The organism is Stenotrophomonas indicatrix (assembly GCF_002750975.1).
Classification (GTDB): domain Bacteria; phylum Pseudomonadota; class Gammaproteobacteria; order Xanthomonadales; family Xanthomonadaceae; genus Stenotrophomonas; species Stenotrophomonas indicatrix.
In genome coordinates this window covers 3464916-3488595 of sequence record NZ_PEJS01000001.1, presented here as the reverse complement: position 1 = coordinate 3488595, position 23680 = coordinate 3464916, and the positions used below count along the sequence as shown (strand labels likewise).

Below are 23680 nucleotides of genomic sequence, written 5' to 3'. Positions count from 1 at the left end.
CCATGACTGAAACCACTGCCCGCACCATTCCCCTGCAGATCGTGCAGGCCGAGCTTCCGTCCACCGCGCCGTTGCAGGCCGGGGTCAAGCAGATGGGTGGGGACAAGATCAACCGTTCGCCGGTGCAGTTCGCCGACGTGCCGGTGCTGCGCAAGCCCTCCTGGATCCGCGTGCGCATTCCTTCGGGCAATGCCGTGCAGAACCTGAAAGCCAAGCTGCGCGAGAACCGCCTGGTGACCGTGTGCGAGGAAGCCAGCTGCCCGAACATCCACGAATGCTTCGGCCACGGCACCGCCACTTTCATGATCCTGGGCGAGGTCTGCACCCGCCGCTGCTCGTTCTGCGACGTGGCACACGGCCGGCCGAAGCCGCCCGATGCCAACGAGCCGGCCAGCCTGGGCCAGACCGTGGCCGACATGGGCCTGAAGTACGTGGTGGTGACCAGCGTCGACCGCGATGACCTGCGCGACGGCGGTGCCCAGCACTTCGTCGACTGCATCACCGCCATCCGCCAGAAGTCGCCGGGCACCCGCATCGAAGTGCTGACCCCGGATTTCCGCGGCAAGGGCCGCATGGAGCGCGCACTGGAGATCCTCGCGCAGAACCCGCCGGACGTGTTCAACCACAACATCGAAACCGTGCCGGACCTGTACCGCAACGTGCGCCCGGGTGCCGATTACCAGTGGTCGTTGAACCTGCTGAAGAACTTCAAGGCGCAGCACCCTGACGTACCGACCAAGTCGGGCATCATGCTGGGCCTGGGCGAAGACTTCGAACAGATCAAGGCCACCATGCGCGACCTGCGTGCGCACAATGTGGACATGATCACCATCGGCCAGTACCTGCAGCCGACCGCGCACCACCACCCGGTGCTGAAGTACTGGACCCCGGACGACTACAAGGCGCTGGAAGTCTACGGTTACGAGCTGGGCTTCAGCCACGTGGCCTCCGGCCCGATGGTGCGCTCGTCGTACCACGCCGACGTACAGGCCAAGGGCGCCGGCGTCCAGTAAGCGGTTGCGCGATGCGCGCTACCGCTTCCCACGGTGTGCTGCGCACACCGTGGGCCCCGGCTTACCACCACCCACACCCCCGCCGCTTCGCGGCCGCCCCCTGACTCAGGGGGCTTGCAACCCGACGGCCTCCGTAACCTGATAGACGTCACCGCAAGGTGGGCCGCTCTTCAGCCATTCACAATTTGCTACACCGGCCCCGCTAGGCTGGTTTTCCACTGGAAGTGGACGGGTGACAAACCCGGCAACTTTCGGCACTGTCGTGGTGTCTGAACACCCTGCAGTCTCCCCCTTGGCAAGGCGCCTTCGAGCACGTCAATGAAATTCAAAGCCCCCGCATTCCTGATGGCCCTGGCGCTGGTTGCGCCGTTGGCGCTGGCGGCCAAGGCCGACTCGCCGGCGTTGCCGGCGGCGGCTACCGCCGATCAGGTGACCACCTCCAAGCTGGTCTACGGCCTGTTGTCCGACAGCCGCTACGCCTATCGCCCGCGTGCGCTCGATGAAGCCACCTCCAAGGATGTGTTCAAGCGCTACCTGGAGACACTGGACGGCGGCAAGCAGTACTTCACCCAGGCCGACATCACCCGCTTCGCACCGTTCCAGGCCGGCATTGCCAATGCCATCCGCGGCGGCGAGCTGGAGCCGGCCTTCCAGGTGTTTGCGGTCTACAAGCAGCGCGTCGGCGAGCGCGTGGCCTATGCGCGCAAGCTGCTGAAGCAGGAACCGGATTTCACCACCGACGAGCGCTTCGAGTACGACCGCAAGGACGTGCCGTGGGCAGCGTCCAACGCCGAGCTCGACGAGCTGTGGCGCAAGTCGGTGAAGAATGACTGGCTGCGCCTGAAGCTGGCCGGCAAGAAGTCCGATGACATCCGCAAGACGCTGGACAAGCGTTACGCCACCCTGGAAAAGTCGGTCAACGAGCTGAAGGGCGAAGACACCTTCCAGTTCTTCATGAACGCCTACACCAGCGCGGTTGATCCGCACACCGATTACTTCACCCCGCGCACCGCCGAGAACTTCAATCAGGCGATGTCGCTGTCGCTGGAAGGCATCGGCGCGCAGCTGCAGCGCCAGGACGACGTGGTGGTGATCCGCGAGATCATCGCCGGTGGTCCGGCGGCCGTGGACGGCACGCTGAAGCCGGGTGACCGCATCGTCGGCGTCGGCCAGGGCAAGTCCGGGCTGGTGGAAGATGTGATCGGCTGGCGCATCGATGATGTCGTGGCCAAGATCCGTGGCGCCAAGGACACCCAGGTGAAGCTGGAGTTCATTCCGGCCGAAGCGGGCGTCGACGGCAAGCACCACACCCTGGTGCTGACCCGGCAGAAGGTGCGCCTGGCCGAACAGGCCGCCAAGGGCGAGACCATGACCATCCCGGCCGTCAATGGCGAGCCGGCACGCAAGGTCGGCGTGATCAAGCTGCCGACCTTCTACCAGGACTTCGAAGGCCGTCGTCGCAACGCCACCGATTACGCGTCGGCCACCCGCGACGTGGCCAAGCTGCTGGCCGGTTTCAAGACCGACAAGCTGGACGGCGTGGTGCTGGACCTGCGCAACAACGGTGGCGGTTCGCTGGATGAGGCCATCGAGCTGACCGGTCTGTTCATCGAGCAGGGTCCGGTGGTGCAGGTGCGCGAATCCGGTGGCCGGGTCACCGTCAACAGCGACCGCAACCAGGGCGTGGCATGGGACGGTCCGCTGGCCGTGCTGATCAACCGTGGTTCGGCCTCGGCGTCGGAGATCTTTGCTGGTGCCATCCAGGACTACGGCCGCGGCCTGGTCATCGGTGAAACCAGCTTCGGCAAGGGCACGGTGCAGAACATCGTTGACCTGGACCGTTGGCCGAGTGGCGAAGCCCAGCGCTTTGGCCAGGTGAAGCTGACCATCGCCCAGTTCTTCCGCATCAGCGGCAGCAGCACCCAGCACAAGGGTGTGGTGCCGGACCTGGCGTTCCCGGCCAGCGTCGATGCCACCGAGTTCGGCGAGAGCACCTACGACAATGCCCTGCCGTGGACCCGCATCGCCGCGGTGCCGCACACCCAGTACGGCAACTTCGCGCCGCTGCTGCCGAAGCTGGAAACGCGTCACGACGCGCGCATCGCCACCGACAAGGAATTCCAGTGGTGGAACGAGGACGTGGAGCAGTTCCGTACTGAAGCGGCGAAGAAGTACGTCTCGCTGAATGAAGCGACCCGACGTGCCGAGCGCGAGCGCCAGGACACCCAGCGCAAGCAGCGCCAGATCGTGCGCAAGGAACTGGGCCTGGCCCTGGACCCGCTGGCCGATGACAGCAGCGATGACGGCCTGACCGGCAACGAGCGCGACATCGTCAAGGATGCCGCCCGCGAGAAGGCCGCCGAGAAGCGTCCGGATCCGTTGCTGCGTGAATCGGCCTCGATCCTGGCCGACGCGGTGAACCTGCTGGAGGCCGACCGTCCGCTGTCGGCGCAGGTGCTGCCGCAGTCCACCGCCGCAGGCCGCTGGGCCGACTGATTGACTGAAAAAGGGGACGGAGGGATCAAGTCGTTAGTGGCACAAACGACTTGATCCTTCCGTCCCCTTTTTGCATGAACCGGGTACAACGGTGGCGGACGGGCCCGGTGTTTTCGACCCGGCGCACACGTGCAGGGGGCTACCCTCGGGGATAACGTCTTCGCAGGAGTACCCATGCGGGCCTCCCTTCTTTCTGCTTCCCTGCTGGCCGCCACCAGTGCCTTGGCATTGACCGCCTGTGGCGGCCGTGCCGCCGACAGCAGCCTGTTGCGGGAGTCCTTCGACTCCGGCGACACCTTCTCGCGCACCGTCGATGGCCGTCCGGCCGAAGCCTGCGAAGCAGCCCGGCGCACGCTGCTCAGCCAGGGCTATGCGATCGCACGCTCGGACGATGCGCAGGTGGAAGGCAACAAGAACTTCCAGCCGCGCGAGGACGACCATGAGCAGCTGGTACTGCGTATCTCGTGCGCGCCGCGTGGCAGTCAGGCGTTGGTGTTCGTCAGCGCCGTGCAGGACCGCTATGCACTGAAGAAGAGCCCGACCTCGGCCAGTGTGGGCGTGGGCGCGCTGGGCTCGGTGTCGCTGCCGTTCGGCAGCAATGACGACTCACTGGTGAAAGTGGCCAGCAGCACGATCACCGATGCCGAGTTCTATCGGCGCTTCTTCCAGCGCCTGCAGCAGTACCTGCCAGCGGCAGCGAAGCCAGAGCCGCAACCGCAACCGGCCGCGTCGCCGCAGCCTCCTGCCGGGCCTGAGCCCGAACCAGCGCCGGCAGCAACGGACCAGGGCTGAGCGTGCGCGGCAGGGTGATGGCGTGGGCCCTGCTGTTGGGCTGGCCCCTGAGCACGCTGGCCGCTACGGCCGAGTGCAGCCAAGGCCTGCTGCAGCGGCTGGGATGGCGCTTTGAAACCGCAGCGATCACCACGCCACAGGTACAGGGTGGGCCGGTGTGTACGCGTGCCTCGCTGGCCGAGGCGCAGGCGGCCGGTGATCTGCGCGTGCGTTGGCCGGGAACGCTGGCCGCGGCCGACCGGCAGGCCCTGTTGCAGCAGTTGCTGGATGACCCGGCCACGGTCTGCGCCTACGCCTTTGAACTGGGCGCTGCCGTGCAACGCGCTACGCAGGCACTGCAGGACAATGAATCCTTCCGCTTCACCGGTGTGCAGCTGGGCTGGATCGGCTTTGGCGCACGCGGTGCTCCGGCACAGGGATGGCAGCGGGTGCGCAGCTTCGGTCGTGGCTATGTGCCTGCCGCCAGCAACAGCCGCGCACTGGATGCGTTCTATACGGGCCACGTTCGCGCCGAGTGCGGCGTCGGCCGCCAGGTCGCGCAGCTGGCCACGCAGCGCGAGCTGTACGGCGATGCGGCCTTCGATGCGGAATTCGCGCCCGCCGAACTGTCCATCGGCACGTTCCTTGGCCTGCACGACACCGACAGCATCCTGCTGGGCGCGCAGGCCGGCCAGTTCATGGCCGACGGCAAGGCCGTGCGCACGTCGGCGATGGGGCGGCAGGCCTTTGTCGGGCTGCCGGCCTTCATCGAGCACGTCTTCGACAAAGGCACCTTGGACGATCTGAGCAACCAGGCGGAGAACTTCGTCGTGGTGGAGGTGGGCGAAGGCGCGGCGCAGGCACTGGCGGAGCACGGTGGCCTGGCCTGGTATGACCAGCGCAACCGTGCCCTGTGGCAGCTGGCGCAGGGCATTCCGCGTGTCGGCCAACGCTATTTCGAGCGGTTGCTGTACGAACGCGATCCAGCGCTGCGTGCGCAGCTGGCCCCGCGCTATCGTGACGTCGTGCAGCAGATGGACCAGTTGCTGGACGATCCGTTCTACCAGCAGTTCGTGATCTACGCGCACCCACGCGGTATACGTCCTGTCGGCTACCACATCATCCGCCTGCTCGACCGGAATCCGCGCACGCCGTTTTCCATCGACCTGGCGTTGCACAATCTGCATACCACGCTCTACCGGCGTTGGCGCGAGGCGCAGTTGCGCCACTGCGCAGCCACCGGCAGGCCAGGCAGCCTGACCCTAGACCCCAACTGAAGGTGAAACAATGGATATTGCAATGATCGGCCTCGGCCGGATGGGCGCCAACATGGCCCAGCGCCTGCACCGCGGTGGCCACCGCGTTGTCGGCTACGACCCGGGCGAGGGCGCCCGCCAGCGCGCCGCCGAGGCCGGCCTGGAGGTGGTTGATTCGCTGGCCGCAGCAGTGGCCGCGCTGCCGGTGCCGCGCGTGGTGTGGCTGATGGTGCCCGCCGGCGAGACCGTGGACCAGACGCTGGGCCAGTTGACCCCGCACCTGGCCGAAGGTGACATCGTCATCGACGGTGGCAACTCCAACTACCAGGACTCGATCCGTCGCGCCAAGGCGCTGGCCGAAGATGACCTGGGCTACGTGGACTGCGGCACCAGCGGCGGCGTGTGGGGCCTGCAGGAAGGCTACAGCCTGATGGTGGGTGGCGATGCAGCGGTGGTCGAACAGATCGCACCGCTGCTGCGCACGCTGGCACCGGCCGAGGACCGCGGCTGGGCGCGCGTCGGCCCTTCCGGCGCAGGCCACTTCACCAAGATGGTCCACAACGGCATCGAGTACGGAATGATGCAGGCCTACGCCGAAGGCTTCGCGTTGATGGAGCGCAAGCAGGAGATGGAACTGGACCTGGCGCAGGTGGCCGAGGTCTGGCGCCACGGCAGCGTGGTGCGTTCGTGGCTGTTGGACCTCAGCACCGAAGCACTCAAGCGCAATCCCGCGCTGGATGGCATCGCACCGTACGTGGAAGATTCCGGTGAAGGCCGCTGGACCGTCGCCGAAGCGATCGCGCTGGACGTACCGGCCCCGGTGATCACCCTGTCGCTGCTCGAACGCCTGCGTTCGCGCGAATCCAATTCGTTCACCGACCGCCTGCTGTCAGCGATGCGCAATGAATTCGGCGGCCACGCCATCAAGAAGTCGTAAGCACCGGTTTTATGTAGATCCACGCATGGCGTGGATCTACTGTGTCGACCAAGGTCGACACCCACCAAGAGCAGGCCATGCCGTGTCGACCAAGGTCGACACCCCCAAGAGCAGCGGACAACTGTCGAAGGCGGGGTGGGTCCGGTTGCGGGGGTGTCCGCGGCATGGATGCCGCGGCCAAGCCCCCAGGGATGGGTTTACGGCGTCCCCCGCAACCGGACCCACCCCGCCATCCCACGGAATGCCCGCTGTTGCTTCGGCCGTTGCCGTTGCCGTTGCCTTGGCGTCGGCAGGTGCAGGGCGCAGCCCTGCCGATCACCCCACCTGCACCCGCCGCCCTTCGCGCGCGCTATCCATCCCCGCCTGCAGCAGCCGCATCACCTGCAGCGCCTGCTGCGCGCTGACCGTCGGCTCGCCCTCACCCTGCATCGCCGCCGCGAAGTCGGCATACAGGCGCCGATAGTCGCCCGGCAGGTTGTCCACGGTGCTGCGCAGGACGTTGTCCTCCGCATCGCAGTGCAGCAGCTCGCCGTGGCGCGGATCGATACCCCATCCCGGCGCACCTGGCGCGATGCCGCGACGCAGCTGCCCCTCCTGCACGTCCAGGCCATGCTTGATCCAACTGGCCCGCGTGCCATGCACGGAAAAACGGGGGGCAGGCGCAGCGACCAGTGAACCGGCATGCACGATCGCGCGATGGCGCGGGTAATGCAGTACGGCGTGGAAATAGTCGACGCCGCTGCCGCCTTCGCGCTGCACCGCAAGGTCCGCATCGATCGCCTGCGGACAGCCGAACAGCACCAGCATCTGGTCCAGCAGGTGCGGCCCCAGGTCGTACCACAGACCGCTGCCCGGTCCGTCCTGCTCGCGCCAGCGTTCGCGCACCTGCGGACGGTAGCGGTCGAAATGTGCGTGGCATTCGGCGATGTCACCGAGCGAGCCATCGGCAAGCAGCGCCTGCAGGGTCAGGAAGTCCGCATCGAACCGCCGGTTCTGGAACACGGTGGCGATGCGTCCAGCGTCGCGCGCTGCGGCCAGCACCTGTTCGGCTTCGCGCACGCTCACGGCGAACGGTTTGTCCACCAGCACATGCTTGCCGGCGGCCAGCGCGGCGATGGCCAACGGTGCGTGCTGTTCGTTCGGCGTGGCGATGACCACCGCATCCACTGCAGGGTCATCGAAGACCTCCTGTGCGGTAGCGCGTACGTGGACGTCGCTGAAGGTGCGCAGCAGCGTATCGCGCTGCGAACTGACCACGCTGTGCAGGGCCAGCCCCGGCGTGTGCTGGATCAGCGGGGCGTGGAAGACGCGGCCGGCAAGGCCGTAGCCGATCAGGGCCAGTTGCAGTTCAGGGCGCATAGGAGGACTCCGCGCAGATCGTGAAGTGCAGGACAGGAACCTCAGGGTAAACGAGATGACTACGCGCCCGGAAGCTGAACCATTCCCGCTGCGGGTGCGCCCATTCACGTGAGCGTGACCGCAGCGCCACGCCTGCACTACAAGCACTTGGCGACACTGGGCGCACCAACCAGTAGGAGAACCAAACGATGAGCACCACGACCCGTACGCTGTTGGCTTCCGCCCTCACCCTGGGCCTGGCGCTGTCCTCCTCGGCCGCATTCGCCCAGGACGCCGCAGCGAAGAGCCCGCCGAAAACCGATCATTCGGCGATGACCCATGCAGACCGCCATGATTCCAACGAGCCGGTCACCGACAGCTGGATCACCACCAAGGTCAAGGCCGATCTGCTCGCCAGCAGCAATGTGCCGGGTACCGAAGTAAAGGTGGAGACGGTCAATGGCGTGGTCAGCCTGAGTGGCACCGTTGCCACCAAGGCCGAGCATGACAAGGCCATCGCCACCGCCAAGGGCATCAAGGGCGTGACCCGCGTTGATGCCGCCGCACTGAAGGTCAGCGCCGCCAAGCGTTGATCGACGCCGCAGGTTATCGGCAGGGGCGCTCCCACGGGGGCGCCCCTGTTTTGTGCTGTGGCGCCTGCTCGATACGTGCTGGTGGGCGCCCCGCCGAATGACCCATTGCCCCAGAGATGTGACCGGCTGCGCTATATTGCCGGTTCCGCCGTGGCCGGTCCTGCCCGGATCGCACTCCCCGGCTGAGCTGACGAGGAACTATGGCGCTGGTTTTCAGTGATGACATCTGGGATCGCTGGCGACTGCCTGCTTTGGCACTGGCAGCGGCAGCCATCATCGTGGTCCCGTGGTTGACCCTGCGCAAACTGCAGCAGGACAACGAACTGGCCATGGGCTGGGTGACCCATACCCAGCAGGTGACCGTGGCCCTGCAGCAGCTGCAGACCGACGTGCGCGACATCGAATCTGCTGCGTTGACGCTGTCCAAGGGCGTGGACGCGCCGGGCCTGCGCGAGCGCATGGGCAAGGCCAACGACATCCCCGAGCGTCTGGCCGAACTGGGCCGGATGACCCGCGACAATCCCGACCAGCTGATCCGCATCGGCCGCATCCAGTCGATGCTGGAAGGCCGGCTGGGGGTTGCGCGTGAACTGGCGAAGTCCGAGCCGAACAGCGACCAGCGCGAGCTGGTGCAGGACCTGAGCACGCGCTACCCGATCCGCGGCCTGGTGGAAGAGCTGCAGGCCAGTGAGGAAGCGCTGCTGGCCCAGCGCACCGCGCAGGCGGAGCGACAGAAGCGGCAGACCAACTTCGTGTCGTGGAGCTCGCTGCTGGTGCAGCTGGCACTGCTCGGCCTGGTGCTGTGGCTGCTGCAACGGCAGATCGGCCGCCGCCTGCAGGCAGAGCGGCAGTCGCAGCGCGCAGCGGCACGCGCGGCGTCGGTGCTGCAGACCGTGCGCGAACCGATCGTGCTGCTGGATCGCGAGCTGCGCGTGCAGCTGCACAATCCCGCGTTCTCCGAGTTGTACGGGCTGCAGGATGAGCGCGCCGACGGCCTGCTGCTGGAAGACGTAGGCGAGGGCGCGTGGCGTGACCCGGTGGTGCGCCAGCGTCTGGCCGATGTGTTGCTGCGCGGCCGCGAACTGTGGGATTTCGAACACGAACAACGCACCGTCGACGGCATGTCCCGTTACATGCTGCTCAACGCCCGGCGCATGCCGCTGCCTGACACCGACGATGAAGTGGTGCTGCTGACCGTCAGCGATGTGACCGTGCAGCGTGCGGTGCAGACACGTGTTGAAGAACTGAACCGGCAGCTGGAGGGCAAGGTTGCCCAGGTCTCGGAGGTCAACCGCGAACTGGAAGCGTTCAGCTACTCGGTGTCGCACGACCTGCGCGCGCCGCTGCGCCATGTCGCCGGTTTCTCGGACAAGCTGTCTCGCCATCTGGGCGAGGCTGCCGACGAGAAGAGCCAGCACTACCTGGGGGTGATCTCCGGTTCAGCGCGGCGCATGGCCACGTTGATCGACGACCTTCTGGTCTATTCGCGCCTGGGCCGCGTGGCGATGCGCCAGCAGACCGTGGACATGCAGTCGCTGGTGGCCGATACGCGCGCGATGCTCGACGCGAACGTGCAGAGCGAAGCCGAGAGCAGTGGCCACGCCCATCAGGTGGAGTGGAGCATCGCGCCGCTGCCGATCGTGGTGGGCGACGAAAACATGCTGCGCCAGGTCTGGCTGAACCTGCTGGGCAACGCGGTGAAGTATTCAGCCAACCGCGAGCCGGCCAAGGTCCGCGTGGACTACCAGCAGCAGCCCGATGGCGGTCATCAGTTCACGGTCAGCGACAATGGTGCAGGCTTTGACATGGCCTACGCCGGCAAGCTGTTCGGTGTATTCCAGCGCCTGCACAAGGCCAGCGACTATCCCGGCACCGGTATCGGCCTGGCCAGCGTTCGCAGGGTGCTGACCCGCCATGGCGGCCGCATCTGGGCCGAAGCCGCACCGGATGCCGGCGCCACCTTCCACTTCTATCTTCCCCCCGTGCTCGACACGGACAAACAGGGCCCCATCGCATGACGACGCTGCGCACCATCCTCCTGGCCGAAGACAGCCCGGCCGACGCCGAAATGGCGATCGATGCGCTGCAGGAAGCGCGCCTGGCCAATCCCATCGTGCACGTCGAAGACGGCGTGGAAGTGATGGATTACCTGCTGCGCCGTGGCGCCTTCGCCAGCCGCGAAGAGGGCCTGCCGGCGGTGCTGCTGCTGGATATCAAGATGCCGCGCATGGATGGCCTGGAAGTGCTGCGGCAGATCCGCGAACACGATGAGCTGAAGCGGTTGCCGGTGGTGATCCTGTCCTCCTCGCGCGAGGAAAGCGACCTGGCCCGCAGCTGGGACATGGGCGTGAACGCGTACGTGGTCAAGCCGGTGGACGTGGACCAGTTCTTCGGCGCAGTGCAGACCTTGGGCAAGTTCTGGGCACTGATCAACCAGGCTCCGGAGATCGAGTAGGCCCATGCCCCTGACCGGTCCCGCGCTCGGCGCATTGCGCATCCTGCTGGTGGAAGATTCCCCGGAGGATGCCGAGCTGATGTCCGAACAGATGCTCGATGCAGGCCTTGAGGCCACCTTCGAGCGTGTCGAGAGCGCGGACGACCTGCGCCATGCGCTGGCGCGCTTCCAGCCGGACATCGTGCTGTCCGACCTGAGCATGCCCGGTTTCTCCGGCGACGACGCGCTGCGCATCGTGCGCGATGCGTTGCCGGAGGTACCTTTCATCTTCGTCTCCGGCACCATGGGCGAGGAGAATGCGGTGGCGGCCCTGCAGAAGGGAGCCAACGACTACATCATCAAGCACCAGCCGGCGCGCCTGCCGTCGGCCGTGGCGCGCGCGGTGCGTGAGGCACGCAGCGCCATCGAGCGCTCGCGGGTGGAAACCGAGCTGATGCGCGCGCAACGGCTGGAAAGCCTGTCGTTGCTGGCCGCCGGGCTCAGCCACGATCTGCGCAACATCCTGCAGCCGCTGCTGATCATGCCGGACCTGCTGAAGGCGCGTACCGAAGATCCGCAGCTGCACCACCTGGCCGACGTGATCGCCGAATGCGGTCGCCGTGGCCATGAGATGGCCGAATCGATGCTGTCGTTCGTGCGCGGTTCGCGCAAGGCCAGCGAACGCATCCACATCGATGACCTGTTCCAGGCCGTGGCGCTGCTGTTGCGCAGCAACGTGCCCGATGGCGTCCGCCTGGACCTGGTGGTCGAGGATGAGGGGCTGGTGGTCGATGCCAACTACACCGAGCTGCAGCAGGTGTTGTTGAACCTGGCGCTCAACGCGATCCAGGCGATGCCCCAGGGTGGCAACCTGAGCCTGACCGCCAGCCATGGTGGCCAGCGCGATGGCGAGGACTGGCTGCGCATCGCGGTGGTCGATGAAGGCACCGGCATGGATGCGGACACGTTGTCGCACCTGTTCAACCCGTTCTTCACCACCAAGGCCGATGGCACCGGGCTGGGCCTGATTTCCTGCAAGCGCATCGTTGAAGGTGCCGGTGGCAGCATCCACGTCGACAGCCAGCTGGGGCGGGGCACCTGCTTCGAGCTGCGCTTGCCGATGCATGCCAGCGCCGAGGGCGGCGAACCGATCGAACAGCTCGTGGCACTGGGCAGTGGCCAGTCGATCCTGGTGGTCGATGGGGAAGCCACCCGCCTGTCGCTGTTGGGCAATGCACTGTCCAGCCAGGGCTATCAGCTGCAGTTGGCCTCCGATGGCCCGGCTGCGCTGCGCTGGATGCAGCAGGAGGCGATGCCGGCGCTGGTGATTGCCGATGCCGGCTCCAAGCTGTTGTCGGCCAGCCAACTGCTGGGCGAAATGGCCACGCTCGGCTACCGCGGCCCGGCACTGGTGCTGGAAGACGCTGCCGGGGAGATGCCCGAAGATGTGTTCCCCGCTGGCATCGAGGTGCACCTGCTGCGCAAGCCGCTGCAGATGCAGCAGGTCTTCCGCGCGGTGGCCGACGCGCTGGGCTGAAACAGGGGTAGTGCCGGCCGCTGGCCGGCATCTGCGTGTGGTCGGATCATTGCGGTTGCCGGCCAGCGGCCGGCACTACCGGTCCTGGGGTTCCCACGGGAACCGCGGCAGGCTTTCCACCGCCTGTTCCAGCCGTCGCGACCAGTTCTGGTGGATGTCGGCATACAGCGGCGAATCGGCGCCCAGCCGCAGCTGCTGGCTGATCCGCAGTTCGCCGGCGCGCAGCAGCGCCAGGTCGACCGGCAGGCCCACCGACAGGTTGGAACGGATGGTCGAATCCAGCGAGACGATCGCCGTGCGTGCGGCATCTTCCAGGCGCGTGGACGGGGTCAGGATGCGGTCCAGGATCGGCTTGCCGTACTTGGACTCACCGATCTGCAGATAGGGCGTCTCCGGCGAGGCGGCAATGGCGTTGCCCAGCGGATAGACCATGTACAGGCCAGGCTGTTCACCGGCAATCTGTCCACCGAAGATCAGCGTCGCCTGGGTGTTCACCCCGTCGTGGCCATGCTCGGTGTGCTGGCTCTGTACCTGGCTGTCCACCAGCAGGGAGCCGACGTAGGCCGCAGCCTCGAACAGATGGGCCATGTCGCGCAGGTTCGGCGTGCGCCGCTCCTCGGCATCGCGCTTCAGCCGCGACACCAGCAACTGGGTCGTGGCCAGGTTGCCAGCGGCCATCACCACATAGGCGGCCTGGCCGGGATATTCGAACACGTGCAGTTTGCGGTGCACGCGGACATCGTCCAGCGCGGCATTGGTGCGGGTGTCGGCGGCGAAGACCAGGCCCTCGTCCACCTCGATTCCAACGCAATAGGTCATGTCGGTGCCCTATCATATGCGTCCCGGATTGTAGGCAGGCCGTTGTGACGATGGCATGCCCGCGCTCCACCTGATTGCCGTCACCGGAACCGCATGACCACCGTGCTCCTGAGCCTGGGCAGCAACGTCCATCCCCGCCGCTACCTCCACGCTGCGGTGGCGGCCCTGCGCGAGCGCTTTGGCGCGCTGCAGGTGTCTGCCGCCTACCGCACCGCTGCCGTCGGTTTCGACGGCCCGGCCTTCCTCAACAACGGCGTTGCCCTCGAGACCGACCTGCCGCTGCAGGAACTGGATGACTGGCTGCATGCGCTGGAAGATGCGCATGGTCGTGACCGCAGCGGCCCGCGCTTCTCCGACCGGACCCTGGACGTCGATGTGGTGTTCTATGGCGACCTGGTGGTGGAGGGCCCCGGCCATCTGCGTATTCCGCGCCCGGAACTGAAGCATGCCTTCGTGCTGAAGCCGCTGGCTGACATCGCCCCGGACTTCGTCGATCCGGTCAGCGGCCTGGACCTGGCCACGCTGTGGCGCGCGCACAAGCAGTTTGGTGAAGCGTTCGAGGTCGTGGACCTGGAATGATGGGTTGTTGTTGCCGCTGCGCTCGCCGGGCATGGCCCGGCGCTACCGGTAGTGCCGGGCCATGCCCGGCAACATTTCAGCTGACCGTACGCCCACCATCCACGCGCAACGTGTGGCCGGTGACGAAGCTGGCCTCGGCCGCCAGCCAGTAAACCGCTTCGGCGATTTCTTCGACGGTGCCGATCCGCGCCAGCGGCGTGCGCGCCAGCAGCGCCTCGCGGGCGAAATCGTCCTTGCCCTGTTCCGGCCACAGGATCGCACCGGGTGCCACCGCGTTCACCCGCACCTTCGGCGCCAGTTCCAGCGCCAGCGAGCGGGTCGCCATTTCCAGCGCGGCCTTGGCCATCGTGTAGGCAATGTGGTCGCGCATCGGGTCAGTGCCGTGCAGATCGGTCAGGTTGACGATGCAGCCGTGCTGGCGGCGCAGGTAAGGCGCGGCGGCCTGGGCCAGCAGCAGCGGCGCGCGCGCGTTGACCGCGTACAGCTCGTCCATCGCCTCGGCGGTGACCTGGCCGAGCGGGGTGGGGAAGAAATTGGAGGCGTTGTTGACCAGCGCATCCAGGCGGCCGAAGTGGGTGACCGCCTGCTCGACCAGATCGGCCAGGGCATCGGCGTCGCGCAGGTCGGCCTGCAACGCCAGCACGCTGCCGGGGCGCTCGTTGTCCAGGTTGAAGGCGGCCTGCTGCAGTTCGGCGCTGGAGGTATGGGCGTGCAGCACCACCGACCAGCCACAGGCGTGGAACTGGCGGGCGATGGCCGCGCCGATCCGGCGTGCGCTGCCGGTGATCAGGGCCACGGGGGCGGTGTCACTCATCGAGGGTCCTCCAAGGCTCGGCTATCCTGTGCACCATTGTCACCGCATTCGAAGACGCCATGCAGCCTACCTTCCCCCTGCCCGAAGCCGATGCCCTGGCCCACAGCGATCAACTGGCCGCCGCCCTGCGTGCCGAGATCCTCGCACAGGGGGGGGCGATGCCGTTCTCCCGCTTCATGGAGCTGTGCCTGTACACGCCGGGCTGGGGCTACTACAGCGCCGGTGCCAGCAAATTCGGCGGCAGCGGCGATTTCACCACCGCACCGGAACTCGGCAGCCTGTTCGCCGGCAGCGTGGCCAATGCACTGGCGCCGGTGTTCGGCCAGCTCGATGCGCACGCACGGATGCTGGAACTGGGCGGCGGTACCGGCGCCTTCGCCGAGGCGGTGCTGCTGCGCCTGGCCGAGCTGGAGGCGCTGCCGGCCCGCTACGCGATCCTCGAGCCCAGTGCGGACCTGCGCCAGCGCCAGCAGGAGCGCCTGCAGCAGAACCTGCCGCCCGAACTGGCCGGCCGGGTGGAATGGCTTGATCGTCCGTTCGAGGACGACTGGGACGGCGTGGTGTTCGCCAACGAGGTGATCGATGCGCTGCCGACACCGCGCTTCCTCATCAAGGACGGCGAGGTATACGAGGAAACCGTCGAACTGGACGGGCAAGGCAACTTCATCCGTGGCGCGCAGCCGGCCGACCTGCTGCTCAACGGCGCGGTGCGTCATCTCGAGCGCTACCTGGAAAAGCCCTTTGCCGACGGCTACCGTTCCGAAGTTCTGCCGCAGCTGCCGTTCTGGCTGCAGGCGGTGGCCGGTGGCCTGCGGCGCGGCGCGATGTTGTTCGTGGACTACGGCTACAACCGTGGCGAGTTCTACCAGGAAGAACGCGATGACGGCACCGTGCGCGCGTTCTACCGTCACCACGTGCACAACGAGATCCATCGTTGGCCGGGCCTGCAGGACATCACCGCATCGGTCGATTTCACTGCCATGGCCGAGGCCGGCCTGCATGGCGGATTTGAATTGGCTGGGTACTGCAGCCAGGCCAGTTTCCTGCTCGGCAACGGCCTGGACCAGGTACTGACCCTGGCCGAGGAGCGCACCGATGAAGTGGGCCGCATCCAGTTGCGCGACCAGGTGAAGAAGCTGACCCTGCCAACGGAGATGGGCGAGCGTTTCCAGGCCATTGGCCTGCAGCGCGACGTCGATTTCGAACCGGCCTTCGAACTGGGCGACCTGAGCTGGCGCCTGTGAGTGCAGCGTTGCCGGTGATCAAGCCGCTGCGGCGGCCACGACTGTGGACCGCGTTGTGGGTGTTGGCGGTGCTGACGGTGATCGTGGTCTGCCTGATTCCGCCGCCGCCGATCCCGCTGCCGGAAAACAGCGACAAGGGCGAGCATTTCCTGGCTTATTTCATCCTGGCTGGCAGCGCGGTGCAGTTGTTCCGGCGTGGCCGCCCGCTGCTGTGGGTGGGTGCTGGCCTAGTGCTGATGGGCGTCGGCATCGAGTTCGCGCAGGGCGCGTTGACCAGCAACCGCATGGCCGATCCGATGGATGCGGTGGCCAATACCGTTGGCGTGTTGGCGGGGATGGCTACCGCATTGACCCCGCTGCGCGACATGCTGCTGCGCTGGCGGGGGTAAGGCAGCCAGGCATGGCCTGGCTCTACTCTGGATCCACATCGCGTGTGGCTGAAACTTTCAGATGCGCGTAGATGCCCAGTAGATCCACGCCATGCGTGGATGAATCTCGCCGGCGGCACCCAAGGTTGGCGTCTACCAAAGGCAGCCAGGCGTGGCCTGGCTCTACGGCAGATCCACGCCATGCGTGGATGAAACCGCCGGCGCCAACCAAGGTTGGCGTCTACCAAAGGCAGCCAGGCATGGCCTGGCTCTACGGTAGATCCACGCGATGCGTGGATGAATCTTCCCGGCGCCAACCAAGGTTGGCGTCTAACAAAGGCAGCCAGGCGTGGCCTGGCTCTACGGCAGATCCACGCCATGCGTGGATGAAACCGCCGGCGCCAACCAAGGTTGGCGTCTACCAAAGGCAGCCAGGCATGGCCTGGCTCTACTGTAGATCCACGCCATGCGTGGATGAATCTCGCCGGCGCCAACCAAGGTTTGCGTCTACCAAGGCAGCCAGGCATGGCCTGGCTCTACAGTAGATCCACGCGATGCGTGGATGGATCTCGCCGGCGCCAACCAAGGTTGGCGTCTACCAAAGGCAACCAGGCATGGCCTGGCTCTACGGTAGATCCACGCGATGCGTGGATGGATCTCGCCGGCGCCAACCAAGGTTGGCGTCTACCGAAGTCAGCCAGGCATGGCCTGGCTCTACAGTAGATCCACGCCATGCGTGGATGAATCTCGCCGGCGGCAACCAAGGTTGGCGTCTACCAAGGCAGCCAGGCATGGCCTGGCTCTACAGTAGATCCACGCCATGCGTGGATAGATCTCGGCGGCGCCAACCAAGGTTGGCGACTACCAAGGCAGCCAGGCATGGCCTGGCGCTACGGTAGATCCACGCCATGCGTGTCCGCCGTTATTTCCCCAGCGTCACCTCATCCAGCACCCACATCGCCGGGCGCGTGTCGCCGGTGAAGTTGATGCACAGATCGCCCGTGCCCGAGGTGCCCTTCGGCAAAGCCGCACGCAGGGTCACGAAGCCGTCGACATCGGTCTGCGCCGGCAGCGGCACCTGCGCCAGGACCTTGCCGGTGCAGTCACCGCGACGGATCAGCATTTCGCCGTGCGCGCTCCGGGCCTTTTCGAAGCGACGCTTCGGCTCGTCGTGGGCCAGCTGGAAGTAGTACGGAATGCGGCCTGCGCGCACTTCCACGCTGCCGATGCCATCCAGCTGTGCCTGCGGCCAACGCCAGCACGGCTGGAAGATGTCAACGGTGAACACCGCACGCGCACCTTCGCGCGGACCATCATCTTCCAGGCGCAGTACCAAGCCCTTCTCGCCGACGCAGCTGCGCAGTGCTTCGCTGTGCCGCGACAGCAGCGACTGCGCGGTGTACGCCGCCACCGTCGGCTTCGCAGCCAGCGGCTGGCCCTGGTAGAAGGCGGCAGCCTGCACCGTCGCCGGCAGCGTGGACGTCAGTGGCTGCTGGTACAGCGGCGACTGTGCCGTCACCGGCTTGCCGTTGCTGCTGTAGCGCACTTCATAGCCCAGTGGATTGGCCAGCGACACGGTCACCGTGTTCGCCGCGCGGTCATCGGTGTAGGCCACGCCTACTTCGAACGGCGTCTGCGCGTAGGCCAGGCCCCAGGCCCGATAGCGCTGCAGCTGCGAGGGCAGGCGGGCCAGGAAGTCGCGGAAATCACGATGCTCCGGCGTGCTCCAGCCGGTCTCGGCCACGGCGGCCAGGCGCGGGAACAGGTTGTGCTGCAGACGCGCGTAAGTGCGCGTGTGCTCGGTGAACATGTTCGCCTGCAGGCCGAGGATGTGCCCGCGCTTGTCGGCGGCCAGTTCGGCCGGCACCGGTTCGTAATTGTAGAGCTTGGCCAGGTTCACCTGCGTCGGCCGGCCCGGCGGTTCGTTCGGCGAGGACGTCTGCAGGTAATCCAGGTACAGGTGGCTGACCGGCGACATCACCACATCGTGGCCGGCGCTGGCCGCAGCAAGGCCGCCTTCGGTGCCGCGCCAGGACATTACCGTGGCCTGCGGCGGCAGGCCGCCCTCAAGGATTTCGTCCCAGCCGATCAGGCGACGGTCGTGTTGTTCCAGGAAGGTTTCCAGGCGCTTGATGATGTGGCTCTGCATGGCCATCTCATCCTTGATGCCGAGCGCGCGCATGCGCTGCTGCACCCGTTTTGATGCTTCCCACTGGTCCTTCACCGCCTCGTCGCCACCCACATGCACATACCTGGCCGGGAACAGCTGGATCACTTCTTCCAGCACGTTTTCCAGGAAGGTAACGGTGCCGTCCTCGACGTTGAACAGGTTCGGGAACACGCCCCATTCGCTCAACGGCTTCAACGGCGTGTCGATCGTACCCAGTTCCGGATAGGCGGCGATGGCAGCGGTGGCGTGGCCGGGTACATCGATCTCCGGAATGACCTGGATATGCAGCTTGGCGGCGTAGGCGATCACTTCGCGGATCTGGTCCTGCGTGTAGAAGCCGCAGTACGGATGCTCCTTGCCACTGACCGGATCGATGCCGCCATCACCGGCCGGAAGGCGGCAGCTGCCGACTTCGGTGAGCTTCGGGTAGCGCTTGATCTCCATGCGCCAGCCCTGGTCGTCGGTCAGGTGCCAATGGAAAGTGTTGAGCTTGTGCGCGGCCATCGCATCGAGCACGCGCTTGATCTCGTCCAGGCTCTGGAAGTGCCGCGCCGAGTCGAGCATGAAGCCACGCCAGCTGAAACGCGGCGCATCCTGGATCTGCACGGCCGGCAGCACGCCGTTGCTGCCGCCGGTGGCGAGCTGGGCCAGGGTGGTGGCGCCGTAGAACAGGCCGGTCTCGTTGCCGGCCTGCACCAGCACGCCCTGCGCGGTGCTTTCCAGCGTGTAGCCCTCGCCGCTGTCGCGGAAGGTCGGCACGATCTGGAAGCGGATGCTGTTGCCCTTGGCGGCGGCCTTGCCGTTGGCCACGGCCAGTCGCGGCCCCCCACTGCGCGCCAGCAGGTCGGCGAACTGTGCGGCCACGCGCTGTGCGGCTTCGCCATCGGCATGCAGCACGGTAGTGGCGCCCACGGTGATGCCCGCGCCGTTGCCGCGCTGCACGTTGGCCGGTGCGGGAATCAACATCAGGCTGCCGGCGCGCAGCTGCGGGCCAGGGCCGGTATCGAGTGCCGGGGCATCGGCGGCCAGTGCCGGCAGCACAGGCAGGGCGGCCAGCAGGCTGCCCAGCAACAGAAGGCTGCGCATCCTGGCGCGGGTGGGCTTCGTCATCGGAAGGACTCCTTGGATCGGGTGCGATGTTCGCTATACATGAAAAACGCCGGGCCCGGAATGACCCAGGCCCGGCGTGCGTGCACGACTCGGCGATGAGGCTGCCGCTGGATCAGTACTTGAAGCGGAAGTTCAGGTAGTACTGGCGACCGTTGCTGTAGAACGAGGTCGGAATGGCCGCGGTCTGGTAGTACTTGTAGGTCGGGTTGTTGAGGTTCAGGCCATCCAGGCTGATGCTCAGCCAGTCGGTGGCCTTGAAGCTCAGCGACGCCGACAGCGTGCCGAAGTCATCCTGGTAGTACGGGTTGGTGCCCGACAGGCTGATCAGGAACGAGGAACGGTGGGTATAGCTGACCCGTGCACCGAAGCGCTCGTTCTCGAAGTACGCGCCCACGTTGTAGGTGTTCTTCGAGGTGCCCAGCAGGTTGTGCGAACCATCGGACCAGGTGTGCGCGGTCGTGCCGTTGGCGTAGGTGTAGTTGGCGTTGACGCCGAAGTATTCGCCGATCGGCTGCTCGTAGGCCACTTCCACGCCGGTGACCTTGCCGTCGGCATTGATCGGGGTGGAGATCTGGTAGGTCTCAAGCTGGTTGGTCAGTTCGCTGTACAGCTGGCGCGAGACGACGTCGAAGGCGATGTAGTCCTTCAGGTCCATGTGGTAGGCGCCGATCGACAACAGGCCGCGCGGCATGAAGTACCACTCCAGGTTGGCATCCAGGTTGGTGGACAGGGTCGGCTTGAGGTTCGGGTTGCCGCCGCCACCGGTCCGGTTCAGGTCGGAACCGTACGAGGACGCGCCCAGTGCCGAGTAGTCCGGCAGGGTCTGGGTCTGCGACGCGGCCACGCGCAGCACGAGGTTGTCGTCCAGGTCGAACTTGATGTTGGCGCTGGGCAGCACGCGGTTGCGCTTGTTCTGGAAGGCCATGCGTTCCCACATGCCGAACAGGCTGCTGACATCCGCATCGGCAGCATTGCTGACGGCGTTGTAGGTATCGATGTCCTGCTTGATGTTGACGTAGCGCAGGCCCAGGTTGCCGCTCCACCAGTCACCGCGGAAATTGGCCTGCACGTAGCCGGCGAAGTTCTTTTCCTTCACCCGCCACTCGGCGCCGTAATTGTGGCGACCGGTCGGACCGTCGTTGCCCGCCAGCCAGGTGGAGTTGTTGGTCACCGCCTCCTTCAGCGCACCGGGGGTGAAGTACCAGATGTTGCGCGGGAAGGTGCCGCCGATATCGCCGGCAAAACCGTTCGGGTAGTTGGAGGTGGCGCCGTTCTTCAGTGCACTCCAGATGTCACCCGGGGTCGCGCCTTCCGGCGACAGCGCTTCGCGCTTGTGATCGGCAAAGCGCACACCGAAATCGAGCGAGCTCAGCACGCCGCCGTCGTTGAAGTACTGGTTGAAGTCGAGCGTGGCCCACTTCTCCTTGTCTTCGGCGGTGACCTGCTGGTTGCCCCAGGTGCCGAAGCTGGTGACGCCGTTGGGCGAGAGGTCGCCGCCGACGTTCCAGTCGATCGGCGAGCCGCTGCCGTGCGTGGCCCAGCTGGCGCCACCGCCGCCGGCCAGGGTGACCTCGGCGATGTACTGGCGCGGGGTCTCACCGGTGCCCTTGGTGCTGCCGGCCTGGAACTTGGCGGTCAGGCTGTCGCTGATCTGCCAGTCGGCATCGAAGGTGACGTAGCTCGACTTGGCCTTCGACTCGCGGTAGATCATGTCGTACACCGCGTAGTTGGTGCCCGGCACGCCTGCGTAGGTGGCGTTGGTCAGCACGCCATCCTTGACCACATAGCCCGGGTTCGGCGCCTGCACCTTGGCGAAGCTGTTGCCGAACATCATGAAGTTGCGGTTGTAGTTGTTCGCCTTCAGCTCGGAGCTGAAACCATTCAGGCCCAGGGTGAGGGTGTCGGTCGGCTTGAACTGCAGCGAGACCAGGCCACCCTTGCGCTCACGGGTCTGTTCGAACAGGGTCGAACCCAGCAGGCCGGGAACGTTGACGCCGATCAGGTCCGGATTGGTCAGGGCCACCGGATCCTTGGGACCGATCTGGAAGAAGCCACCCGGAATTTCCTGCGCTTCACGGCGCAGTTCGCGCTTCTGGCTGAAGCCCTGCACCATCACGCCGAAGGTGTTTTCTTCGTTCTTGTAGTTGAACAATGCCGAGTACTGCGGGTCGTTGGACTTGGCCTGGTCCGAACGCACCATGCCGATCGAGCCTTCAGCGGTGAACTGCTTGGAGAACTCCAGCGGCTTGCGGGTGATGATGTTGACGGTACCGGTGGTGCCACCGTCCTGCAGCTTGGCCTGCGAGGACTTGTTCACTTCCACCGAGCTGACCAGTTCCGACGGCAGCAGCGAGTAGCTGACGCTGCGGCCGACGTTGTTGCCCTGGCTGAGCACGAACCAGTCGGCCGAACCGACGGTGTGGCCGTTGATCAGGGTCTGGGTGAGGCTGGGGCTGGTGCCGCGCAGGCTGACACGGTCGGCTTCGTCGAAGCCGCCCTCATCGGCGCTGGACGAGCTGATGTTGACGCCCGGCAGGCGCTGCAGGGTATCGGCGACGTTGTGCGCCGGCAGCTTGCCCACGTCTTCGGCGGTGACCACTTCCACGCGCGCATTGGCTTCGCGCTTGGTGTCCAGCGACTTCTCCATCGAACCGCGGATACCGGTAACGGTGACGGTGTCCAGATCGGTGGCGGTCGGGGCGGCCTGCTGCGCGTGCGCACTGAAGGCGATGCAGCTGACGATGGCGGCCGAAAGCAAGGTCTTGCGGGTATTCATGATGTCTCTCCTCATCACTCGATTGGATGCCGGCGGCGATATGGGATTGCGGTTGCGATGACGTGCGCGGGGCGGCGGCGATGTCCCGGCATTGGCGTGCCACGTACTGCGTGCTGCGATTGCGTTGAAGCCGATTGCAGGTTCAGGCGTCGGCGTGGAGCAGGTACCAGCTGGCAGCGCCGATCACGCCCAGCTGTCCGTGCTCGACCACCTTCACCGGGATGCGTGCCAGCGCCTCGCCCATCGGCCCCTTCTGCAGGTAGCGTTCGACGAAGGTGCTGGTGCGCAGGTACTCGCGGATCTGCGGCAGGATCCCGCCGGCCAGGTACACCCCGCCGTGGGCGCCATAGAACAGGGCCATGTCGCCGATGGTGCTGCCGAGCAGGCCGCAGAACACATCCAGCGCCTGACGCGCCAGCGGATCGGTGCCGGTCATCGCCGCAGCGGTGACCGCATCGGGGCTGGCCAGCGCCGGTGCCTGCCCCTGCAGCGCGCAGATCGCGCGGTACAGGTTCATCAGGCCGGGACCGGAAAGGGCATGTTCGATCGACACGTGCGCGCGGTCGCGTTGCATGTGGCGGACGATCGCCATTTCCAGTTCGGTGCTGGCGGCCAGGGTCGGCTGGCCGGCTTCGGTGGCGAGCACCACCGGGCCGTTGGCGGTGGGAATCCACAGCGCTGCGCCCAGGCCCGTGCCGGGGCCGACCACCAGGGTCGGGCCGCGCGGTGCCGTTTCCGGGCCGCACAGGTGCAGCACGCCGCTGGCATCGACCTGCGCGGCCGCGTAGGCCACCGCTTCGAAGTCGTTGACGATGTGCACCCGCTGCAGGCCGACGTCGGCCTCGATCTGCCGCGCCGACAACGGCCACGGCACGTTGGCGGTGATCACCGTGCCGTCTTCGCGGGCGTAGCCGGCGGTGGCGACCACGCAATGCGACGGGCGCGGGCCTTCGGCCAGAAAGTCGGCGAGGATCGCGCTGAGCCCGGCGTGGTCGGCGTTGCGGTACTTGCGGTAATCGAGCACCTGCACCGGATGGGCATCGTCGCCGCTGGCCTGGACCCGGGCGACACGCACATGGGTGCCGCCAACGTCGGCAGCCAGGAACGAGGGCGCGACGCGGGACAGGACATGGGCCGGGGCGGGATGGCTGGCGGTCACGCGGGCTCCTGCTGCAGGTGGGGCCGGCCCCGGGAAGGGCAACGATGGAGCCGGCGATTGGGGCGGAGTCTGTAACCGCGTTGACAACGATGTCAACGAGTTCGTGACACTTTCGTTGCTGCGCCGCAGCGAATGCAGATCGCCGTAAACGTTTACATGGCGTGAGTGCTGCATCCGGGCCGGAACCGTTGCAGCAAGGGGCTTCAAGGGCCAAGCGCATTCAGCGGACGGCCGTGCAGCGCGCTTGCGCAGTGCAACATGAGGCG

Annotated in this window: 17 protein-coding genes and 1 pseudogene; 12 read left to right on the top strand and 6 right to left on the bottom strand. The window is 66.4% G+C overall.

The window, feature by feature from the left end; all coding sequences use genetic code 11:
- Positions 1 to 2 precede the first annotated feature (2 nt).
- The 5 genes from lipA to gnd all read left to right on the top strand — a co-directional run bounded on the left by lipA (position 3) and on the right by gnd (position 6473).
- Complete coding sequence (gene lipA / locus CR918_RS15975; RefSeq protein WP_025878703.1) at positions 3 to 1013, top strand: lipoyl synthase; 1011 nt, start codon at positions 3 to 5, stop codon at positions 1011 to 1013.
- 318 nt (positions 1014 to 1331) lie between these two features.
- The gene (locus tag CR918_RS15970; RefSeq protein ID WP_025878702.1) at positions 1332 to 3509 is read left to right on the top strand and encodes a carboxy terminal-processing peptidase; all 2178 of its coding nucleotides are present in this window, start codon (positions 1332 to 1334) and stop codon (positions 3507 to 3509) included.
- A 174-nt stretch (positions 3510 to 3683) separates the two neighbouring features.
- The gene (locus CR918_RS15965) at positions 3684 to 4301 is read left to right on the top strand and encodes a DUF2242 domain-containing protein (protein ID WP_033832021.1); all 618 of its coding nucleotides are present in this window, start codon (positions 3684 to 3686) and stop codon (positions 4299 to 4301) included.
- A gap of 17 nt (positions 4302 to 4318) precedes the next feature.
- The gene (locus CR918_RS15960; protein ID WP_099843693.1) at positions 4319 to 5557 is read left to right on the top strand and encodes a hypothetical protein; all 1239 of its coding nucleotides are present in this window, start codon (positions 4319 to 4321) and stop codon (positions 5555 to 5557) included.
- A gap of 10 nt (positions 5558 to 5567) precedes the next feature.
- Positions 5568 to 6473 carry a phosphogluconate dehydrogenase (NAD(+)-dependent, decarboxylating) gene (gnd, locus tag CR918_RS15955; RefSeq protein WP_099843691.1) on the top strand — a complete coding sequence of 302 codons (906 nt, stop codon included), beginning with the start codon at positions 5568 to 5570 and terminating at the stop codon, positions 6471 to 6473.
- Positions 6474 to 6788: 315 nt separating this feature from the next.
- On the opposite strand, the gene CR918_RS15950 is transcribed toward gnd, so the two are convergent.
- Entirely contained in the window at positions 6789 to 7832 is a 1044-nt protein-coding gene (locus CR918_RS15950) for an oxidoreductase (protein WP_099843689.1), read from the bottom strand.
- Positions 7833 to 8167: 335 nt separating this feature from the next.
- Here CR918_RS15950 and CR918_RS21440 point away from each other — a divergent pair.
- The 4 genes and pseudogenes from CR918_RS21440 to CR918_RS15930 all read left to right on the top strand — a co-directional run.
- Positions 8168 to 8404: pseudogene (locus tag CR918_RS21440) on the top strand (BON domain-containing protein); the annotation flags it as partial.
- Between the two features lie 200 nt (positions 8405 to 8604).
- Positions 8605 to 10422, top strand: coding sequence for a sensor histidine kinase (locus tag CR918_RS15940; protein ID WP_025878696.1), 1818 nt, complete (start codon positions 8605 to 8607; stop codon positions 10420 to 10422).
- Positions 10419 to 10859, top strand: coding sequence for a response regulator (locus tag CR918_RS15935; RefSeq protein WP_025878695.1), 441 nt, complete (start codon positions 10419 to 10421; stop codon positions 10857 to 10859). Before CR918_RS15940 ends, CR918_RS15935 begins: the two co-directional genes overlap by 4 nt.
- Positions 10860 to 10863: 4 nt before the next feature.
- Positions 10864 to 12375 carry a hybrid sensor histidine kinase/response regulator gene (locus CR918_RS15930; protein ID WP_032975381.1) on the top strand — a complete coding sequence of 504 codons (1512 nt, stop codon included), beginning with the start codon at positions 10864 to 10866 and terminating at the stop codon, positions 12373 to 12375.
- A gap of 75 nt (positions 12376 to 12450) precedes the next feature.
- On the opposite strand, the gene CR918_RS15925 is transcribed toward CR918_RS15930, so the two are convergent.
- A complete protein-coding gene (locus CR918_RS15925) occupies positions 12451 to 13194 on the bottom strand; it encodes a proteasome-type protease (RefSeq protein WP_025878693.1) in 744 nt (247 codons plus the stop codon).
- Between the two features lie 93 nt (positions 13195 to 13287).
- Between CR918_RS15925 and folK the strand changes: the two genes are divergently transcribed.
- Positions 13288 to 13773, top strand: coding sequence for a 2-amino-4-hydroxy-6-hydroxymethyldihydropteridine diphosphokinase (gene folK / locus CR918_RS15920; RefSeq protein WP_025878692.1), 486 nt, complete (start codon positions 13288 to 13290; stop codon positions 13771 to 13773).
- Between the two features lie 76 nt (positions 13774 to 13849).
- Here the strand turns inward: folK and CR918_RS15915 are convergent, their stop codons facing one another.
- Positions 13850 to 14587, bottom strand: coding sequence for a pteridine reductase (locus tag CR918_RS15915; protein WP_025878691.1), 738 nt, complete (start codon positions 14585 to 14587; stop codon positions 13850 to 13852).
- 59 nt (positions 14588 to 14646) lie between these two features.
- Here CR918_RS15915 and CR918_RS15910 point away from each other — a divergent pair, with 59 nt between their 5' ends.
- Positions 14647 to 15831, top strand: a complete 1185-nt coding sequence (locus CR918_RS15910) for a class I SAM-dependent methyltransferase (protein WP_099843687.1) — start codon at positions 14647 to 14649, stop codon at positions 15829 to 15831.
- Positions 15828 to 16220 (top strand): VanZ family protein, encoded by a 393-nt coding sequence (locus tag CR918_RS15905; protein ID WP_025878689.1) that lies wholly within the window; start codon positions 15828 to 15830, stop codon positions 16218 to 16220. Before CR918_RS15910 ends, CR918_RS15905 begins: the two co-directional genes overlap by 4 nt.
- A gap of 901 nt (positions 16221 to 17121) precedes the next feature.
- Here CR918_RS15905 and CR918_RS15900 read toward each other — a convergent pair.
- From CR918_RS15900 to CR918_RS15890, 3 genes are all read right to left on the bottom strand, one after another.
- Positions 17122 to 19479 carry a beta-N-acetylhexosaminidase gene (locus CR918_RS15900; protein ID WP_099843685.1) on the bottom strand — a complete coding sequence of 786 codons (2358 nt, stop codon included), beginning with the start codon at positions 19477 to 19479 and terminating at the stop codon, positions 17122 to 17124.
- Between the two features lie 112 nt (positions 19480 to 19591).
- Positions 19592 to 22255: a TonB-dependent receptor gene (locus CR918_RS15895; RefSeq protein WP_032975386.1), complete on the bottom strand. Its 2664-nt coding sequence runs from the start codon at positions 22253 to 22255 to the stop codon at positions 19592 to 19594.
- A 142-nt stretch (positions 22256 to 22397) separates the two neighbouring features.
- Positions 22398 to 23414 carry a glucokinase family protein gene (locus CR918_RS15890; RefSeq protein WP_033832013.1) on the bottom strand — a complete coding sequence of 339 codons (1017 nt, stop codon included), beginning with the start codon at positions 23412 to 23414 and terminating at the stop codon, positions 22398 to 22400.
- Positions 23415 to 23680: the final 266 nt, after the last annotated feature.

Bases quoted from the DNA above. Each gene is read 5' to 3' on its own strand.
- CR918_RS15895 (WP_032975386.1), bottom strand. From the start codon at position 22,255: ATGAATACCCGCAAGACCTTGCTTTCGGCCGCCATCGTCAGCTGCATC.
- CR918_RS15970 (WP_025878702.1), top strand. From the start codon at position 1,332: ATGAAATTCAAAGCCCCCGCATTCCTGATGGCCCTGGCGCTGGTTGCG.
- CR918_RS15900 (WP_099843685.1), bottom strand. From the start codon at position 19,479: ATGACGAAGCCCACCCGCGCCAGGATGCGCAGCCTTCTGTTGCTGGGC.
- CR918_RS15965 (WP_033832021.1), top strand. From the start codon at position 3,684: ATGCGGGCCTCCCTTCTTTCTGCTTCCCTGCTGGCCGCCACCAGTGCC.
- gnd (WP_099843691.1), top strand. From the start codon at position 5,568: ATGGATATTGCAATGATCGGCCTCGGCCGGATGGGCGCCAACATGGCC.
- CR918_RS15960 (WP_099843693.1), top strand. From the start codon at position 4,319: ATGGCGTGGGCCCTGCTGTTGGGCTGGCCCCTGAGCACGCTGGCCGCT.
- CR918_RS15915 (WP_025878691.1), bottom strand. From the start codon at position 14,587: ATGAGTGACACCGCCCCCGTGGCCCTGATCACCGGCAGCGCACGCCGG.
- CR918_RS15910 (WP_099843687.1), top strand. From the start codon at position 14,647: ATGCAGCCTACCTTCCCCCTGCCCGAAGCCGATGCCCTGGCCCACAGC.
- lipA (WP_025878703.1), top strand. From the start codon at position 3: ATGACTGAAACCACTGCCCGCACCATTCCCCTGCAGATCGTGCAGGCC.
- CR918_RS15930 (WP_032975381.1), top strand. From the start codon at position 10,864: ATGCCCCTGACCGGTCCCGCGCTCGGCGCATTGCGCATCCTGCTGGTG.
- CR918_RS15935 (WP_025878695.1), top strand. From the start codon at position 10,419: ATGACGACGCTGCGCACCATCCTCCTGGCCGAAGACAGCCCGGCCGAC.
- folK (WP_025878692.1), top strand. From the start codon at position 13,288: ATGACCACCGTGCTCCTGAGCCTGGGCAGCAACGTCCATCCCCGCCGC.
- CR918_RS15940 (WP_025878696.1), top strand. From the start codon at position 8,605: ATGGCGCTGGTTTTCAGTGATGACATCTGGGATCGCTGGCGACTGCCT.
- CR918_RS15925 (WP_025878693.1), bottom strand. From the start codon at position 13,194: ATGACCTATTGCGTTGGAATCGAGGTGGACGAGGGCCTGGTCTTCGCC.
- CR918_RS15950 (WP_099843689.1), bottom strand. From the start codon at position 7,832: ATGCGCCCTGAACTGCAACTGGCCCTGATCGGCTACGGCCTTGCCGGC.